This window comes from Arthrobacter sp. FW306-2-2C-D06B (genome assembly GCF_021789175.1).
Classification (GTDB): Bacteria; Actinomycetota; Actinomycetes; order Actinomycetales; family Micrococcaceae; genus Arthrobacter.
The window spans coordinates 3,970,070-3,986,160 of the sequence record NZ_CP084560.1 but is presented as its reverse complement, the minus strand read 5'-3'; the positions used below and the strand labels follow the sequence as shown (position 1 = coordinate 3,986,160).

Here is a 16,091-nt window from a genome sequence, read left to right as displayed (position 1 = left end):
CGCTGTGAATTCCCTCTAGTTGCCCCCAGCAACCAGTCGTAGACTGGCCTTCGAATCACTACGTGAGTTGGAGACCGATGCTCTGGAAACTTCTCGTTCAGTACCTGCGGCCACATCGGCGGCTGCTGATCGCCGTCGTCGTTTTCCAGTTGGCGCAGTCCATAGCGTCGCTGTATTTGCCCACACTGAATGCCGACATCATTGACGAAGGCGTGGCCAAGGGGGATACCGGCTACATCCTGGGCACCGGCAGCCTCATGCTGCTCATCACGCTCCTGCAGATCGCGTGCTCGATCACGGCCGTGTACTTTGGCGCGAAAGCCGCCATGGGGCTGGGACGGGACCTGCGCGGCGCTATTTTCACGAGGGTGGGGGAGTTCTCCGAGCAGGAGGTCACCCGCTTCGGCGCACCGTCGCTGATCACGCGTTCAACTAACGACGTGCAGCAGGTCCAGCAGCTCGTCCTGATGTCCTGCACCCTCATGGTCGCGGCGCCCATGCTCAGCATCGGCGGGGTGATCATGGCGGTCCGGCAGGATGCACAGTTGTCCTGGCTGATTGCCGTCAGCGTCCCCGTATTGCTCGTTGCGGTGGGCCTCATTGTGAGCCGGATGGTGCCGCTGTTCCGCAAGATGCAGGTCCGGATCGACACCGTGAACCGCGTGCTCCGCGAACAGCTTGCAGGCATCCGCGTGGTGCGCGCGTTCGTGCGCGAGGACATGGAGACGGAACGCTTCGCCTCGGCCAACCAGGACGTCACGGAGATGGCTCTGCGCGCCGGACGGCTCATGGCCCTCATGTTTCCGGTAGTGATGCTGGTGCTCAACGTCTCCAGCGTGGCCGTGATCTGGTTCGGATCGTTCAGGATCGACGACGGTTCCATGCAGGTAGGCACACTGATCGCCTTCCTGAGCTACCTCATGCAGATCCTCATGTCGGTCATGATGGCGACGTTCATGGCCGTCATGATCCCTCGCGCTGCTGTTTCGGCGGACCGTATCGGGCAGGTCTTGGAGACCGAATCGAGCGTGCGGCCTCCCGTGAATCCGGTGACGGAGACCGCCGGCCGCGGCGAGCTGGAATTGCTCGACGTCGGATTCGCCTACCCGGGTGCCGAGCAGCCTGTCCTGAGCGGCATCAGTTTCCGGGCACGCGCAGGCCAGACGACGGCGATCATCGGCAGCACGGGCGCGGGCAAGACCACGTTGGTCAACTTGCTGCCACGGCTCTTCGACGCGAGCAGCGGCTCGGTGCGGATCGACGACGTCGACGTCCGCGAGCTGCACCCGGACCTTTTGTGGGGGCACATCGGACTGGTCCCGCAAAAGCCCTACCTGTTCTCCGGCACGGTGCGCAGCAACCTCCTCTACGGCAAGCCCGACGCCACGGAGGAAGAACTCTGGCGGGCGCTTTCCATCGCCCAGGCCCAGGACTTCGTCGAGGAGATGGAGGGCGGCCTTGACGCTCCGATCTCGCAAGGCGGCACCAACGTTTCCGGCGGACAACGCCAGCGCCTCGCCATCGCGCGGGCACTCGTGAAGCAACCCGAGCTCTACATCTTCGACGACTCCTTCTCATCGTTGGACACCGCCACCGACGCCAGGCTCCGCCAGGCACTCAAGCGCCACACGTCCGGCGCCACCATGGTCATCATCGCCCAGCGGGTGTCCAGCATCGCCGACGCCGAGCAGATTTTGGTGCTCGACGACGGGCATCTGGTGGGGCGCGGAACCCACGACGAGTTGTTGGAAACTTCCGAAACATACCGTGAGATAGTTTCCTCGCAGCTGGCAGCGGAGGAGGCGGCATGAGCAGCGCACCCAGCACCGGCACGGCAGGCACCGCGAACCGCCCGCAGCGTCCCCCGATGGGGCCAGGCCGCGGCGGACCCTTCGCGGGAATGAGCATCCCGGCCGAAAAGGCCATGAACTTCCTGCCCTCGGCCAAACGGCTCCTGGGCACGCTGCGGCCCGAGCGCTTGTGGCTGACCCTGGTTCTCTTCCTCGCGGTGGCAAGCGTGACCCTGTCCGTGATCGGCCCCCGGCTTCTCGGTGAGGGCACCAACCTGATCTTCGCCGGCGTCGTGTCCAAGCAACTTCCCGCCGGGGTGAGCAAGGAACAGGTCATCGAGGGACTGCGCGCTTCCGGCCAGGGCGCCAAAGCGGACATGTTGAAGGGCATGGACCTGAATCCCGGCGTCGGAATCGACTTCGGGGCGTTGTCCTCGATCCTGCTGTGGGTGCTGGTCTTGTATGTCCTGGCCTCAGCATTCGGCTGGATTCAGGCGTACGTGCTCAACGGCGTCGTGCAGCGGACGGTGTACCGGCTCCGCGAGCAGATCGAAGCGAAAATCAACCGGCTTCCGCTGCGCTATTTCGATTCGGTGCAGCGGGGCGAGCTGCTCAGCCGCGTAACCAACGACGTCGACAACATTTCGCAAAGCCTCCAACAATCCATCAGCCAGGCGGTCACGTCCCTCCTCACGGTGGCCGGCGTCATCTTCATGATGTTCCTGCTCTCGCCGATTCTGGCGTTTATCACCCTGGTCACCGTGCCGTTGACGCTGGTGACCACCGTGCTGATTGCCAAGCGCTCGCAGAAGCTGTTCGTGGCCCAGTGGAAGAACACCGGCGAGCTGAACGGGCAGATCGAAGAAACCTACACCGGCCATGCGCTCGTGAAGGTGTTCGGCCGCCAGCGCGAAGTGGAGGAGCGGTTCCACGAGAAAAATGCAGAGTTGTTCTCGGCCAGCTTCGGCGCCCAGTTCATCAGCGGCTTGATCATGCCGGCACTGACGTTCATCGGCAACCTGGTCTATGTCGGGATCGCCGTCGTGGGTGGCCTGCAGGTAGCCTCTGGCGCCATGCAGTTGGGTGACGTCCAGGCCTTCATCCAGTACTCCCGGCAGTTCACGCAGCCCCTGGCCCAGCTCGGTTCAATGGCCAATCTGCTCCAGTCGGGCGTGGCATCCGCGGAACGCGTCTTCGCGCTGCTCGACACCGAGGAGCAAAGCGCTGATCCTGAGCCCTCGGTTGTTCCCGAAGTGACGCGCGGGCGCTTGGTGTTCGAGAACATTTCCTTCTCCTACTCGCCCGACAAACCGCTGATCCAGGACCTGAGCCTGGTGGCTGAGCCTGGCCAGTCCGTGGCGATCGTAGGGCCCACTGGGGCGGGCAAGACCACTCTTGTGAACCTCATGATGCGCTTCTACGAGCTCGACGCCGGGCGGATAACGCTCGACGGCGTCGACGTCGCCGCGATGTCCCGCTACGAGCTGCGCTCGCGGATGGGCATGGTGCTCCAGGACACGTGGCTCTTCGGCGGCACCATCCGGGACAACATCGCCTACGGACGGCCCGACGCCACCGAAGCCGAGATTCTGGAGGCCGCGCAAGCGACGTACGTGGATCGCTTCGTACACTCCCTCCCCGAGGGCTACGACACAGTGCTCGACGACGAAGGCAACAACGTTTCCGCGGGTGAGATGCAGCTGCTCACTATCGCCCGGGCGTTCCTGGCCCGTCCGTCAGTCTTGATTCTTGACGAGGCCACGAGCTCGGTGGACACCCGGACCGAAGTTCTGGTGCAGAAGGCCATGAATGCCCTGCGTTCTGACCGGACGAGCTTCGTGATCGCGCACCGCCTCTCCACGATTCGCGACGCCAACCTCATCCTGGTGATGGAGGCCGGGCAGATCGTGGAGCAAGGCACCCATGCGGAGCTCCTGGCTGCGGGTGGGGCCTATTCAAGGCTGTATGAAGCCCAGTTCGCGGCGCCGGTGGCTGAAGTCTAGGGGCTCTGTCCACATACGGCGTGCCGGGGGTGACGCAGACGGGCCGAGGCCCCGCACGATGGCTACATGGATGTCGAAAAGGCGCTAAATCTCTGTGGGGGTGTAGCGCGAAGGCCCGTGCTGGCGCGCCTTGGCATCACCGACGGCCAGCTGAGGAAGGCCGGTCCGCCGCGGCGTGGAACAACCCGCGCGCGGGGTCTACGCGCTGGCTTCGGCACCCGTCGCCGATGTGGCCCTGGTCCTGAACCGCCAAATACGGACCTGCGTCAGTGCTGCCCCGTTCTACGGCTTGTGGGTCATTGACCAGTCCGGCCCGCTGCACGTGCACCACAGGCGCAACCAAGGCGCCTGCGATGTCCTGCATCACGGTGGTTTGCTGCTGCACGCGCATCCCCACAGACCAGTGGCCGCCCTGGCAGATGTCCTGATCCACGCATTGCGCTGCCTGCCCTGGCAGGACTCCTTGGTGATGGTGGAGTGTGCTGTGGCCCGGGGTGACATGACGGTGGGATTCCTGCGGGAGCGGCTGCCGGGGAAACGGAACGGCAAGGCACGCGAGGTTCTACGTTGCGTGGATCGCGGGGCCGAATCGATGTTGGAGACGCTGGCCCGGACCTACTTCCGGAGGGCCGGAATCCACGTCCAGCCGCAGTTCTATCTCGACGGCGTGGGCTACATGGACCTGTTGCTGGACGGTTGGCTGTTGGTGGAACTCGACGGCCGGCACCATGCGGAGTGGCGGCAGGTAAAGAAGGACCATCGCCGTACCAACTCGTCCGTGGTTCAGGGCTACACGGTACTCCGTTACTACTACTCGGACGTGGTCCATGACGCGGAAGCCATGGTTGCGGAGGTTCTTGCGGTACTTGGGCGCGGGAGAATTGGCCGTCCGGCGGCGTAACCGTGTCACACTGAGCAACTTTTTGGGGCCCTGGGTCAGGGAGGAGCCCGGAAATCCGGGAGTTCGGACGCGGCCAGCAGTCAAAAACCTGCCTCGCGTGATGCTCACTCTTGCCCGGAAGCGGTGAAGACGGCGCGGACTAGGCTTGGATCCCATGGACATCAACCCGCCACAGCTCCTCAGCCTTCCGGGTGGCCACATTGAACTCCGCGACGCACGCAGCGGCCGCACCAATCTGGTGGACCTTGTTGCCTTCGAGATCGGAAGGACAGCAGTGACGCGGGCAGAATTCGCCGCAACCGCCGGATGCGAGCTGACGGACCCGCGGACTCCAGCACACGGCGTCACCTGGTTTGAGGCCATCGATTGGTGCAACGCGGCATCTGAAGCGGAAGGCCTTAGTCCGGCATATGTCCGCACCGGCCGGAGCGTCGAATGGAACGTCGCGGCCGACGGCTACCGGCTGCCCACCGAGGCGGAATGGGAGCATGCCTGCCGCGCCGGATCAGTTGGGCCGCACTATGGTCCGCTCAACGAAATTGCATGGACGGCGAAGGATGGAGCGGGGGCACCCGCCGAGGTCGGACTCAAAAAACCCAACGAGTTCGGTGCGTATGACATGCTCGGCAATGTCTGGGAGTGGTGCTGGGACTATGCGGATCCGGCCAGATACGGAGACTACAGGGTATTCCGTGGCGGTGGCTGGGCTGACGAAGCCTGGAATGTGCGTGCGTCGGTACGGCGGGGTAGTGCTCCCGATGCCGGCCTGGAGGATGTGGGTTTCCGCGTGGCGCGCGGCGCCTGTGGTGTTCCAGTTGCAAGCTCTGGGCAGGGTTGGTCGGACGAAGCCGACAGATGCCGGGCCAAAGTACGCGGCCCGATTCCGTTCGGTTGGACTCCGCTGAAGTTCGGCAGCTAGTTGTGTCACGCTGAGCAACTTTTTGGCGCCTCGGCTCAGGGAGAACCCCGGAAACCCGGGAGTTCGGACGCCGGCAGCGGCTAAAAACCTGCCTCGCGTGACACTTACTGCCCGGATTGGTCCGGACACGCGAACGACGGCGGGAGGTGACTCCCGCCGTCGTCGTCGCTTTGCGCCTGAAAGGTCGCTGTTACAAGGAGTGCGCCTCGAAGGAGGTGGCCTTGGCCGCGGTGCCGGAGAGGCTGACGGTGAAGGTGTTGGGCCCGCTGCAGGTGACCGCGATGCTGGCCTTGGAGGTGTTGTGGCGCACCGAGAAATCGTGCACGAGCGCGTCCAACGTGTGGTGGGTGGTTGAGCGGTCCCAAATCTTGAGGGTTACGGAATCGGCAGTTTCAAACGTCATTGTTCAGTGCTTCCATTCATGAATCCGGAAATCCGGCTATCGCGCCAGTGCGAAAGCCGCCGTACAGCTTTTCCATAGTGCACAGCGAGGCGCGGACTGCTCAAGCCAGAACGGCGTTTGTTGCTAGTGAGACTCATCACAGCGGTGTTCAGTGGGATGCGAGTTGCAATGCGCCGAAGACGGGATCCCGGGTAAGGACCTGCAAAGTTTCGAGGCCTCGAGCGGCAAGGGCTATTCGCATGGCTGTCTGCAGCGGGGGCTGGTTCATCCCAAGGCCACCACCGAGGACAATGGGTCCCTCGATGTTCAGCTGCTCAGCGCATTTCGCCGCCAACGAGGCAAGATCGGCGCCTGCTTGGAGGATCATGTCCAGGGACGCGGTATGCCCCGAGGCCGCACACTCGAAGACAATCGGTGATTTGGAAGCCCAAAACTCGCGGCCTGCGTCTCCATGGAAGAGGGCAATCAGACCCTCCGGGCCGAGGAGTCCGCAAGACTTCACAAGAGCTTTCGTCAACTCGTCGGGGCGCAGCCCGTTGTTCATGCGTTCGAGGCTGTACCTCACCGCTTCACGACCGAACCAGTATCCGCTGCCTTCGTCGCCAAGCAAGTAACCCCAGCCGCCCGCACGCGCCTCGTCCCCGCCGTTAGTGCCCCAGGCCGCGGATCCAGTGCCTGCGATCACGGCGATTCCAGTGCTGCATCCCGCGGCAGCCAGCAGAAGGCGCGTGTCATGGACAACGGAGACGACGGCGTCGGGAGCCAATGGCTGGATCAGCTCCGTCAGCGCTTGGGCGTCGTGGGCGGTGTCGATCCCTCCCGAACCAACCACCACCCGGGCAACGGACCCGCCCTGGAGGGTGGCGAAGACACCCTCCAGGTTGCTGCGGGCTTGGGCGCGGCTCACGTTCTGGACATTGGCGCTGCCGCCCGAAGTATCGGCGACGGCGGTGCCATTCAGCCATTTGATGCCGCGCGTCTTTGAACCTCCGATGTCCAGACCTACGACAGCGCCGATGTTGGCTGGTGCCACTAGCTCGGGTCCGCGCGGTAGAAGTACATCTCCCTCGACCCCGAAGGGGCATCCCAGCCTTGGGCGAACATCCAGCTTCCGCCGAACTTGAGAAGTCCGCCCCAAGCCAGTGATCCACCCCTGTGCATCGCTTTCTGGGCGAATGGCTGGCTCACGTCGTAGAGCGCCTGCGCGGCGGAGAATTGGCCGTCTGCGTCGCCGTAGAAGAAGTCGAGCACGAGCTTGCCGCCGTCGCCCCCGTCGCCGTCGCCGTCGTCGACAATGGCGCAGGCCACTTCGTGCAAAGAGCCGCCCAGCGGCCCAAGGTCTAGGTACTCCTGCGGCTCAAACGTCCAGTTCACCATGTCGGTGGACCGTCCCACATGCGTGGTTCCGCCGCAGCCCTCGGACAGGTACATCAAGTAGTGACCACCGATCTTGACGGCGTCGCCTTGGGCGTTTCGGGGGATGACCGCCCCCTTGGCCCAGAACCGCGAAACCTCGTAAGGGACAGCCAGGCCAAGCTTTTCCCAATGGATCAGGTCATCGGACACCGCGACGTTGATGTCGCAGCCGACATCGCCAAGGGGATAGACATCCGGGTCCTGGCCGGCCTGCTCTCCGCTCCGGTCGATCGTCCAGATCCCGTTGTAGAACATGTAGTAACGTCCATTGGCCTGGTACACCTTGGGATCTTCGCAGCCAAGGATCTCATTGTCCTGGGTGGGGTAGATCGCGGGATTGGACGGGCTGTCCTGCCACCCGGTTTCGGGATCGTAGACCGCGACGCCGATACGGCTTGAGACCGATTCCTTCCGCGGGGATGCGCGGTAGAAAAGATAGAGCTTGCCGTCGCGCTCCATGACCGAGGGATTGAAGATTGAATCCGCGGTCCAGCCGATGCCGGTCGGATCGGCCCAGTCCTGGACTTGCCGGAACGTCAGGGAATCGTCCTTGCGGAACGGGCCCACAGCCCATTCCGGGTGCTCGGGGTATTCGGCGGAAAACTGATCGGTGGAAATGGTGTCGGTCAGCGGATTGCTGAACGTGAGTGCTCCCTCGTAGCTGTGGAGGAGGGCTTCTTTGGTGATTTTCTGCATGGTTTCTTCCTGTGGCGAAGGCTGGGAGCCGGTGGTGGGCCCACACCGGCGAGGGCCCAGGCCTGAGCTTGTGAAGGCTGGGAGCCGGTGGTGGGCCCACACCGGCGAGGGCCCCGGCCTGAGCTTGTGAAGGCTGGGAGCCGGTGGGGACTAGTTGCGGACCAGGGTCACCCAGGTGAACCCACCCGGGGCTACGGTGACGCGGCCGGAGTGGTCTGCGCCGTTCTGGTCTGGACCTGGTGTGACGGGCTGGCCGGAAGCGTCAAATGCCTGCTGGCTCAGGTGGAACCCTTGGGGCATGTCCACCTTTCGATCGGTGCTTCCCGGCGCGGCACTGATGTACAGCGTCGATTGGCCTCCGGGGCCGGAGACGGAAACCGAGGAGATCTGCGGCTGCAGCAGCACGCCGTCGATCGACACGTCGCTTCCGGCCTTGGCGGTCAGGCTGGCCTGGCCCGCCGGTATTGCGTGGTCAAGGGAGAACGGGAAGAGCTTGCCCGGAGCTGCCGTGATGCCTTGCTCGCCGGCGCCACCGTTGGGCGTGCTGCCGAGGAATGTGCTTCCGGATGTCCATGACGTCGTTCCGGCGGCTTCGGGTCGCTGATTCACGATCGGGTACGCATTGCGTGCCTGGTCCGATGGCGGGACCGTGATCTTCAGGGTGCCGCCCCTGTTGAGGGCGACGTATGCGCCGCCGGACCAGTTCGCCTCGCCGGTCCACGCGGAGGCAGGCTTGACGACCGCGCCGCCGGTGATGGTCCCGGTTTCGGCTTCGGCCACCTTGAGTCCGTCGGTCCCCACAGTGCTGCTGATTCCCAAGGCTTTGGCCCTGAGCTCCGGATTGGCGTCCAGAGCAAGCATGGACAACAACGTGTGGATGGTGGATTCCGCCCCGGAGTTGGGGTTGACGCGGCCGTCGGTTTCAATGCCGTCGATCGCTGTGCCTGTTGCCGGGTTGTAGGCGGGCTTTCCACTGCGATTGGCACCGAAGTACCAGCCGGCAGCGACTGCTGCGACGTCCAGCAGGCCCGGAGCATTCGCGGCCTTGGCGGTCGCCACGAGTCCTTCGACCCGTGAGTCCACGCCGTAGGCTATCTGTGCCTCGCCCGGGGTCGGGCTCCAGGCATTGTCCGGTCCGCCCGCGGCGAGGAGCTGCGGAGTGAATTGGGCGGAGTCCTTCACGGCGGCGGTGAGCAGGTCAGGCCGGTGCAGTACCGGGGACGCATTCGCGACGGCGGCCGCGGCCATTCCGCCCCAGGCATGCCACAGTGTCCGGGATTGGTTCCACGGAAGAATCGCGCCGAAGGGCCACTGCTGAACCGATCCCGAGGACATCCCGGCGACACCTTCGGTGAGCTGGCTCAGCGCGGTGGCGGCAGCACCGTCGTCGGGTGCGGCCTTCGAGTAGGCGGAGAGTCCGAGCACGGCTTCCGCCGAGGCGTCCGCACCACCTGTGATGAGCCAGGCAGGGACCTTGGCGCCGTCTGCAATGTCGTACTTCCCGTACTTGGCGAGGGACTGCTTGTTCAGGGATCCGACGGCGAGGTCCAGCCTGGACTGCAGGAACGCGGCAAACTGGGGATCGGCAGACTTGAACGCCGCATACCCTTCGCCCAGCGCCCACACGGTCCGGGCAAGCCAGTACGATTCGGCTGAATCGCTGGGGTCGGGAAGTTCTACAGGCTTGGCGCTGGGCGTCAGTGTGCCATCGGCTTGCTGCCACAAAACCACGTTTCCGGCATTGGGGCCGGACGACGTCTGCAAATATGTCAGCTCACGCAGCATGTCGAACGCGCGGGTGCGGCTCGAGGCGTCGCCGGTCTGCTGCCAGTGGCGCAAGTAGACGACGGCGGTGCGGGCGATGTCGTCCGCGTTGAAGGCCCCCTGGCTCCAGTAACCCGTGGTTGCGTCCTTGGAACCTCCTCCTACCCGCGTGTAGCTGCCGTCGGCATTCCTGTTGGCGTACGTCCACGGTGCTTGTGCTGCGGGATGTTCACCGATCTGGTACGTCGTGTGGCCATCCACGGCGTGCAGGGGAACGGTATCCAGCAGGAAATTCAGGTGGGACAGATTGGTCAACGGCGCCTGTGACGCCGTGGCCGGCGCCTGCGACGCAGCGGGTTGCGTCACCGTAGCTGGAACCGGCTGCGTCGCTGAGGCAACCCCTGCCCCGGCCAGGAGCATCGACAGCGTTGCAACAACTGCGATCGGGGCGGATTTCAGCCGTGCATTTACAAGGGGAGGTGTCATGTCTAACTCCTAGGGGCATGGAAGAAGGGCTGGACTACCGAAGCGATACTGCTTTTACTCGCGGTCCAGGCGTGCAACGCCGATCTTCGAATCGGCCATGCCATAGAAGACGAAAAGCTGCTCGCCGATCTTCTCTATTGCCGTGGGGAAAACGACGTTGGGGACGATGCCTGAGATCTCGTCTTCCGTTTCCGGTGCCAGGAGCGGCTTGTCGCTGCGGGCGATCACGATGGAGGGATCGTCACTGTCGAGGATCATCGCAGCGGCGGTGTAGTTGACGTTCTGCTGGTGGTCGAAGGCAGACTTTTCCATCGACCCGGAGACGCCGTGGTAGATCAGGAGCCAGCCCTCGTCGATCCGGATCGGTGCCGGTCCGCCGCCGATCTTGAGTTCTTCGAAAGGAAACTCGCTCAGGGCCACGAGCTTGTGCTTGCGCATGTGGACGAGGTTGCGAATGTCCTTCTCGACGTCGGCAACTGCGACGTAGGAAATCCAGATACCCGGGCGGTTGTCATCGAGGCCGGCCGGCAGGTGCTCGCCTTCGCCTTCGCGGATCCAACCCAGGTCCCACATGGGGCGGTGCAGCAAAGCGTAGGAGGGGACGCCGTCGGGATCGTTGACCGGTTCCGGGAAGAACACGGCGTCCTTGTTGGCGAACAGGTTCAAGTCCATGGACAAGTCGGCCTGGTACTCGAAATGGCAGGGCCCCAGGCGGTCCCACGTGCGCAGGTCTTCGGAATGGGCGAAGGCCAGGCGGGGACCCAGCGGTCCGTAGGCTACATAGGTCATCAGGTGCCGGCCGAGGGACGGTACCCAGGTGACGCGGGGATCTTCCGTTCCCGCGTTGTTGAGGCCCCGTTCCCACCCTTCGTCCGGTGCCAGGACAACGCCCTGGCGTTCGACGCCGGACGGGACGCCGTCGTCGCCGATGATCACCTTGGCGAGCCCGACGCGGGAGACATTGCCCTTCGCCACGAGGCGCGGCAGGAGGTACAGCTCACCGTCGGGTCCCCGGCCGCTGGCCGGGTTGAGGACGCCTTCGGCTTCGAACTCGTTCCCGTCCTCCGGGGTCATGATGACCCCGGCGCGGGTGAGGGTGAACGGGACGGTGGGGAGTGCTGAAGTTGAGGAAGTCATAGAGCTTAGCCCTTTACGCTTGATCCGATATTGGTGGAAATGAATTGGCGCTGGAAGAAGATGAACAGCGCGACGGCGGGGGCCGCGAGAACGCAGGCACCGGCAAGGATGGCGCCGAACGGGTTGGATGCCGTGGCGGCGATGTTCGAGATGTAGTTCGCCAGTGAGACGGCGAGCGGCTGGATGGCTTGGTCCTTGGTGACGAGGAACGGCCACAGGAACTCATTCCACGGGCCGATGAAAGTCAGCAGGACTGCCGTGACAATGGCGGGCCGGACCAAGGGGATCGCGATCTGCCAGAGGATCCTCAGTTCGCTGGCTCCGTCGATGCGGGCGGCCTCGAACAAGGTGGAGGGCAGCTGCATGAAGTACTGACGGAAGACGAACACTGCGGTGGAATTGATCGCGAACGGCAGGATCATGCCCAGGTACGTGTCCGCGAGTCCGTAGTCCCGCACGATCATGACGTACAGCGGGATGAGGAGGAGCTGGAACGGAATCATCTGCACCAGCAGCATCATCCCGAAGACAAACCCTTTACCGCGGAATTGCATCTGGGCGAGCGCATAGCCCACCAGGAGCCCGAACACCACTGTGAAGAAGATGACGCCGCCGGTGAAAACACCCGAGTTGACCAGGCCTTTCAGCAGGTCGATCGAGTTGTTGATGTTGCTGTAGTTCTCGCCGGTGATGTTTGCCGGGCTAGGGAACGCTCCGCCCACGGAAGTGTCCGGATTGCTCTGCAGCGAGCCGATGAACATGTAGTAAAACGGGAAGAGGAAGACGAAGGCTCCCAGGGCCAGCAGCAAGAAGCTGCCCACGCCCAGGTTCTTGCGCTTCGCCACGGAACCGCCCTTGCGGGAGGCCGCGGATGCGGGTGCCGGGGCTTCGGAGGCCGCGCTTTCGGAAGCGCCGGCACGTGGCCGGCGGGCGTCGTCGTCGTCGTTCCTGAGAGGCGCTTTATTGAAAATCGACACGTCAGTCCTCCTTCCCGCCTACGAGGCGTTTCTGGATCAGGGCGATCAGCAACACGCCGATCACCAGCACCACACCCAGCGCTGCTGCCACATCGGGATTCCCCTGCAGGATTCCCTTCTGGTACATCAGGAACACGGGCGACGTCGAGGCTCCGTCCGGGCCGCCTCCGCCAGTGAGCAGATAGGGCTCGGTGAACAGGTTCGCTCCGGTGATGGTGGCGAGCAGGGTCACCAGCACGCTGGCCGAGCGCACTCCCGGAACGGTGATGTTCCAGAACTGGACCCATTTGTTCCCGCCGTCCACCGAGGCGGACTCGTAGAGCTCGTCCGGGATGTTCTGGAGCGCGGCCAGGTACAGCAGGATGAAGAATCCCAACTGCTTCCACGTCACGTACAAAGCAACCGTTGGCATTGCCAGCCAGGAATTCGTCAACCACGAGGGGTTCGGGGCCAGCGGCCCCAGAATGGCGTTGACCAGCCCGTTCTGCTGGAACAGGAACAGCCAGACCCCGACGACGGCGACGCTCGCCGTGACGTACGGGACGTAGTAACTGACCCGGAAGAAGGTCTTGAGCCGCGTCACGCGGTTCAAAGCGTTGGCCAGGACCAGGGACAGGCCCACGGTCAGCGGCACGTTGATGATCAGGAAGATGCCGATATTGGCGAAGGAACGCTGTACCTCAGGATCGGACAAGACGTTGATGTAGTTGTCCAACCCCACGAAGGGACGGTCAACCTCGACGCCCGGAGCGGTGAAGAAGAACCGGTGGAAGGAGATGTAGACGGCGTACCCCAGGGGATATGCCAACACTCCAAGGACGAAGATGACGTAGGGGGCGCTGAACAGCAGTCCCAGCGGCTGGCGGCCCAGGAAGTTCTTGCGTTTCCTGGGCGCCTGCCGCTGGTCCACGGTCCGCCCGGCAGTGTCTCCCGTAGCGGGACCCCCAGCTGAGCGAAGTGACATGGGGATTCGCCTGCTACTTCTGGGCTGCCAGTTGGTTGATCTTGTCAGAAGCACCCTTGAAAGCGTCGTCGATGCTCTGGTTGCCGAAGATCACGGACTTGCTCCAAGCATCACGGAAGGTCTGCCAGATCTGGACTGAGTTGGACACGTTGGGGACTTCCACGGTGCGTGCGGCTTCGTCGGCGAAGGTCTTGTAGGCCGGGTTCTGGCTGAAGTAGTCCGCGTACGTGGTGGCCAAATCCTTGCGCATCGGCATCTGGCCGGTACCGGAGAGGAGTTTGCCGTCTTGTTCCTTGCTGGTGGCGAACTTCATGACCTCCCACGCGGTGCCCTGGTTCTTGCACGAGGAGTACATGGCGATGTTCTTGGCGTCGGAGAAGGTGGAGCCGTTGGTCTGGGCTTGGGTACCCGGGACCGGGACCGTGCCCCAGTTCACCTTGCCCTTGTAAGCGGCGACGGCCCAAGGGCCTGCGAGGGACATGCCGGCCTTGCCGTCGGCGAAGGAGTCCCCCTTGTACGCTTCCTTGGATGCCAGGTTCTCCTTGTAGAGGGTCTGGAACATCGTGGCGACCTGCTTGCCTTGATCGCTGTCAAAGGTGGACTTGCCATCCTTGAGCAGGGTGGTGCCACCTGAACTGGCTGCATAGAACGGGTAGAAGTCGAACCAGGGCTGGTAGAAGTCGCTCGTGGGCGAAGGCCACACGGCGTTGGCAACCGCGCCGGACTTCACGAGGGTGCGGGCAGTATCCAGGAACTCAGACTGGGTGGCAAGCTTGGGGTTTGCCGGGTCCAGTCCGGCCTTCGCGAAGACGTCCTTGTTGTAGAAGAGGACCACCGGGTTGGACTTCCACGGAAGCTGGTACATCTTGCCGTCGGAGGACTTGTACTGATTGGCGAGATCGCCGGTGCGGTCCTTGATGTACTGGGCGCCGTCCGGGAAGGAGTCCAGCGGGACCAGGCCACCCTGCTTCTGGAACTGCGGAACCGCCACGGGAGCCGTGTTGAAGACCAGGCAGGGGGCGTTACCGGCGGTAATTGCTGCCCCGATAACCTCTTCGGAGCTCTTGCCTGCCGGGATTTCCTGTGCATCGACTTGCTGGTCCGGGTGGGCAGCGTTCCATGAGGCCACCATGTCCTTGCCCCATTTCACCTCGAACTCGTTGTTGGAGTACCAGATCTTGATGGGACCCTTGGCTGTGGTGGCAGAGTTCGCTCCAGAAGCTGTGCCGCTGGAGGCGCCTCCACCGCATGCGGCCAGGCCGGCTCCGATAACGGCAATAGCGGTAAGGGAGAGGACTCTCGAACTAATTTTTCCGTGCTTCATTGCAACTCCTTTTGCGGGTGAAAACTGAATATGCGGCGGCGACATTGCCTTCAAACGGGAATGGCAAATAACCCCACACAATTGCGGGTAAATCGATATTCGTAAGACTGGACGTGGAAGGCGGTTAGTTATCCGGCGTGCCGGGGGCAGGTCCGGTGGAGGCGCGGACTACCAGCTTCGGGGAGGGCAGATAGACGTCTTCCGCAGGAGCTCCGCCGAGGAGGCTCAGTAACTGCTGCGCGGCAACACGGCCCCAGAGCAACGGATCGGCTGGGACAGTGGTCAACGGAGGGTTGAGGTACCTGGCGAGCTCGGTGTCGTCGTAGCCCGTGATGGATAAATCACCCGGAACAGCCAGCCCGAGGGACTGGGCGTAGGACTGTCCGGCAGTGGCCATGAGGTCGTTCGCGTAGATGATCGCTGTGGGCCGCTGGGTCGAGCGAAGCAGTTCCGCAGTAGCCGCCAATCCGCCGGCTGCCGTGAAGTCCGCCTCAATGAAGGAACCGGCCTCGAGCCCCGCTTTCGACATGGCATTTTGCCAAGCCAAGCGCCGGCTTCGGCCGTGAATGTAACTCTGCGGTCCGCCCACGTGCCCGATTCTGGTGTGTCCCAGCGAAACGAGGTGTTCGACGGCGGCCGCGATGCCTTCGGTATCGTCCATGCAGACAGCAGGGAACGGCGAGGGGGTTTCGGGCCGATTAAGGGTGACGGCCGGAATCTTGAGGCTCTTCAACAAAGCGATCCGGGAGTCGTCAACCCTCATGTCCGTAAGGATGACTCCGTCCACGCGGCTATCGGCGGCCAGCTTCCGATAGCCCAGTTCCTCGGCGTCGGCGCTGGCGGCGACTGTGAGGACCAAGACGTATTCGTGCTCAACCAACGTGGTCTCGATCCCGGCGATGAACGCGGGGAAGAAAGGGTCCGTGCCCAAAAGCCGGGGGTCCCTTGCCACAACCAACCCGACGGCGAAGGCCTTGGCCGAAGACAGGCTCTTGGCGCGAAGATTCGGCTTCCACCCCAGTTCCCTGGCTACCCTGAGAATGCGCTCCCGGGTGTCATCACTGACGCCGGGCTGCCCATTCAACGCGTACGAGACGGCACCCTTGCTCACGCCGGCTGCCTGCGCAACGTCGTTGATGGTCACTGTCATGTTTGCCTCATTGCCACTTGGTGATTGGGATCACTGAACCGGTTTTGTTACCTCTACTGAACCGGTTCAGGGAGCCATTGTCAAGAGCAAGCAAGAAATTGGGGTGGAATTCGCGAGTCGCTTCTCGGCAGTCGCCGATACCGGCGGCAGCTCCGACGAAA

At 63.4% G+C, this 16,091-nt stretch carries 13 protein-coding genes; 4 read left to right on the top strand and 9 right to left on the bottom strand.

The window, feature by feature from the left end:
- Positions 1-77 precede the first annotated feature (77 nt).
- The 4 genes from LFT47_RS18545 (at position 78) to LFT47_RS18530 (ending at position 5,613) form a co-directional block, all read left to right on the top strand.
- Positions 78-1,811, top strand: a complete 1,734-nt coding sequence (locus tag LFT47_RS18545; protein WP_236818695.1) for an ABC transporter ATP-binding protein — start codon at positions 78-80, stop codon at positions 1,809-1,811.
- The gene (locus LFT47_RS18540; RefSeq protein ID WP_272909593.1) at positions 1,808-3,793 is read left to right on the top strand and encodes an ABC transporter ATP-binding protein; all 1,986 of its coding nucleotides are present in this window, start codon (positions 1,808-1,810) and stop codon (positions 3,791-3,793) included. The genes LFT47_RS18545 and LFT47_RS18540 overlap by 4 nt, the downstream gene beginning before the upstream one ends.
- Positions 3,794-3,968: 175 nt before the next feature.
- Complete coding sequence (locus LFT47_RS18535; RefSeq protein ID WP_236812966.1) at positions 3,969-4,694, top strand: endonuclease domain-containing protein; 726 nt, start codon at positions 3,969-3,971, stop codon at positions 4,692-4,694.
- A gap of 154 nt (positions 4,695-4,848) precedes the next feature.
- Positions 4,849-5,613: a formylglycine-generating enzyme family protein gene (locus tag LFT47_RS18530; protein WP_236812964.1), complete on the top strand. Its 765-nt coding sequence runs from the start codon at positions 4,849-4,851 to the stop codon at positions 5,611-5,613.
- 190 nt (positions 5,614-5,803) lie between these two features.
- Here the strand turns inward: LFT47_RS18530 and LFT47_RS18525 are convergent, their stop codons facing one another.
- From LFT47_RS18525 to LFT47_RS18485, 9 genes are all read right to left on the bottom strand, one after another.
- A complete protein-coding gene (locus tag LFT47_RS18525; RefSeq protein WP_236812962.1) occupies positions 5,804-6,016 on the bottom strand; it encodes a hypothetical protein in 213 nt (70 codons plus the stop codon).
- A 148-nt stretch (positions 6,017-6,164) separates the two neighbouring features.
- Positions 6,165-7,049: an N-acetylglucosamine kinase gene (locus tag LFT47_RS18520; protein ID WP_236812960.1), complete on the bottom strand. Its 885-nt coding sequence runs from the start codon at positions 7,047-7,049 to the stop codon at positions 6,165-6,167.
- Positions 7,049-8,128 carry a hypothetical protein gene (locus tag LFT47_RS18515; protein ID WP_236812959.1) on the bottom strand — a complete coding sequence of 360 codons (1,080 nt, stop codon included), beginning with the start codon at positions 8,126-8,128 and terminating at the stop codon, positions 7,049-7,051. The genes LFT47_RS18520 and LFT47_RS18515 overlap by 1 nt, the downstream gene beginning before the upstream one ends.
- 150 nt (positions 8,129-8,278) lie before the next feature.
- The gene (locus LFT47_RS18510; protein ID WP_236812957.1) at positions 8,279-10,378 is read right to left on the bottom strand and encodes a hypothetical protein; all 2,100 of its coding nucleotides are present in this window, start codon (positions 10,376-10,378) and stop codon (positions 8,279-8,281) included.
- Between the two features lie 54 nt (positions 10,379-10,432).
- Positions 10,433-11,515 (bottom strand): glycoside hydrolase family 130 protein, encoded by a 1,083-nt coding sequence (locus LFT47_RS18505; RefSeq protein ID WP_236812955.1) that lies wholly within the window; start codon positions 11,513-11,515, stop codon positions 10,433-10,435.
- A gap of 5 nt (positions 11,516-11,520) precedes the next feature.
- Positions 11,521-12,276 (bottom strand): carbohydrate ABC transporter permease, encoded by a 756-nt coding sequence (locus LFT47_RS18500; RefSeq protein WP_236818691.1) that lies wholly within the window; start codon positions 12,274-12,276, stop codon positions 11,521-11,523.
- A gap of 217 nt (positions 12,277-12,493) precedes the next feature.
- Positions 12,494-13,456 (bottom strand): carbohydrate ABC transporter permease, encoded by a 963-nt coding sequence (locus LFT47_RS18495; RefSeq protein WP_236812953.1) that lies wholly within the window; start codon positions 13,454-13,456, stop codon positions 12,494-12,496.
- 13 nt (positions 13,457-13,469) lie between these two features.
- Complete coding sequence (locus LFT47_RS18490; protein ID WP_236812951.1) at positions 13,470-14,780, bottom strand: extracellular solute-binding protein; 1,311 nt, start codon at positions 14,778-14,780, stop codon at positions 13,470-13,472.
- Positions 14,781-14,904: 124 nt separating this feature from the next.
- On the bottom strand, positions 14,905-15,930 hold the full coding sequence (locus LFT47_RS18485; protein ID WP_236812949.1) for a LacI family DNA-binding transcriptional regulator: 1,026 nt from the start codon (positions 15,928-15,930) through the stop codon (positions 14,905-14,907).
- Between the last annotated feature and the right edge of the window lie 161 nt (positions 15,931-16,091).

Bases quoted from the DNA above. Each gene is read 5' to 3' on its own strand.
- LFT47_RS18545 (WP_236818695.1), top strand. From the start codon at position 78: ATGCTCTGGAAACTTCTCGTTCAGTACCTGCGGCCACATCGGCGGCTG.
- LFT47_RS18540 (WP_272909593.1), top strand. From the start codon at position 1,808: ATGAGCAGCGCACCCAGCACCGGCACGGCAGGCACCGCGAACCGCCCG.
- LFT47_RS18530 (WP_236812964.1), top strand. From the start codon at position 4,849: ATGGACATCAACCCGCCACAGCTCCTCAGCCTTCCGGGTGGCCACATT.
- LFT47_RS18525 (WP_236812962.1), bottom strand. From the start codon at position 6,016: ATGACGTTTGAAACTGCCGATTCCGTAACCCTCAAGATTTGGGACCGC.
- LFT47_RS18515 (WP_236812959.1), bottom strand. From the start codon at position 8,128: ATGCAGAAAATCACCAAAGAAGCCCTCCTCCACAGCTACGAGGGAGCA.
- LFT47_RS18510 (WP_236812957.1), bottom strand. From the start codon at position 10,378: ATGACACCTCCCCTTGTAAATGCACGGCTGAAATCCGCCCCGATCGCA.
- LFT47_RS18505 (WP_236812955.1), bottom strand. From the start codon at position 11,515: ATGACTTCCTCAACTTCAGCACTCCCCACCGTCCCGTTCACCCTCACC.
- LFT47_RS18500 (WP_236818691.1), bottom strand. From the start codon at position 12,276: ATGTTCATCGGCTCGCTGCAGAGCAATCCGGACACTTCCGTGGGCGGA.
- LFT47_RS18495 (WP_236812953.1), bottom strand. From the start codon at position 13,456: ATGTCACTTCGCTCAGCTGGGGGTCCCGCTACGGGAGACACTGCCGGG.
- LFT47_RS18490 (WP_236812951.1), bottom strand. From the start codon at position 14,780: ATGAAGCACGGAAAAATTAGTTCGAGAGTCCTCTCCCTTACCGCTATT.
- LFT47_RS18485 (WP_236812949.1), bottom strand. From the start codon at position 15,930: ATGACAGTGACCATCAACGACGTTGCGCAGGCAGCCGGCGTGAGCAAG.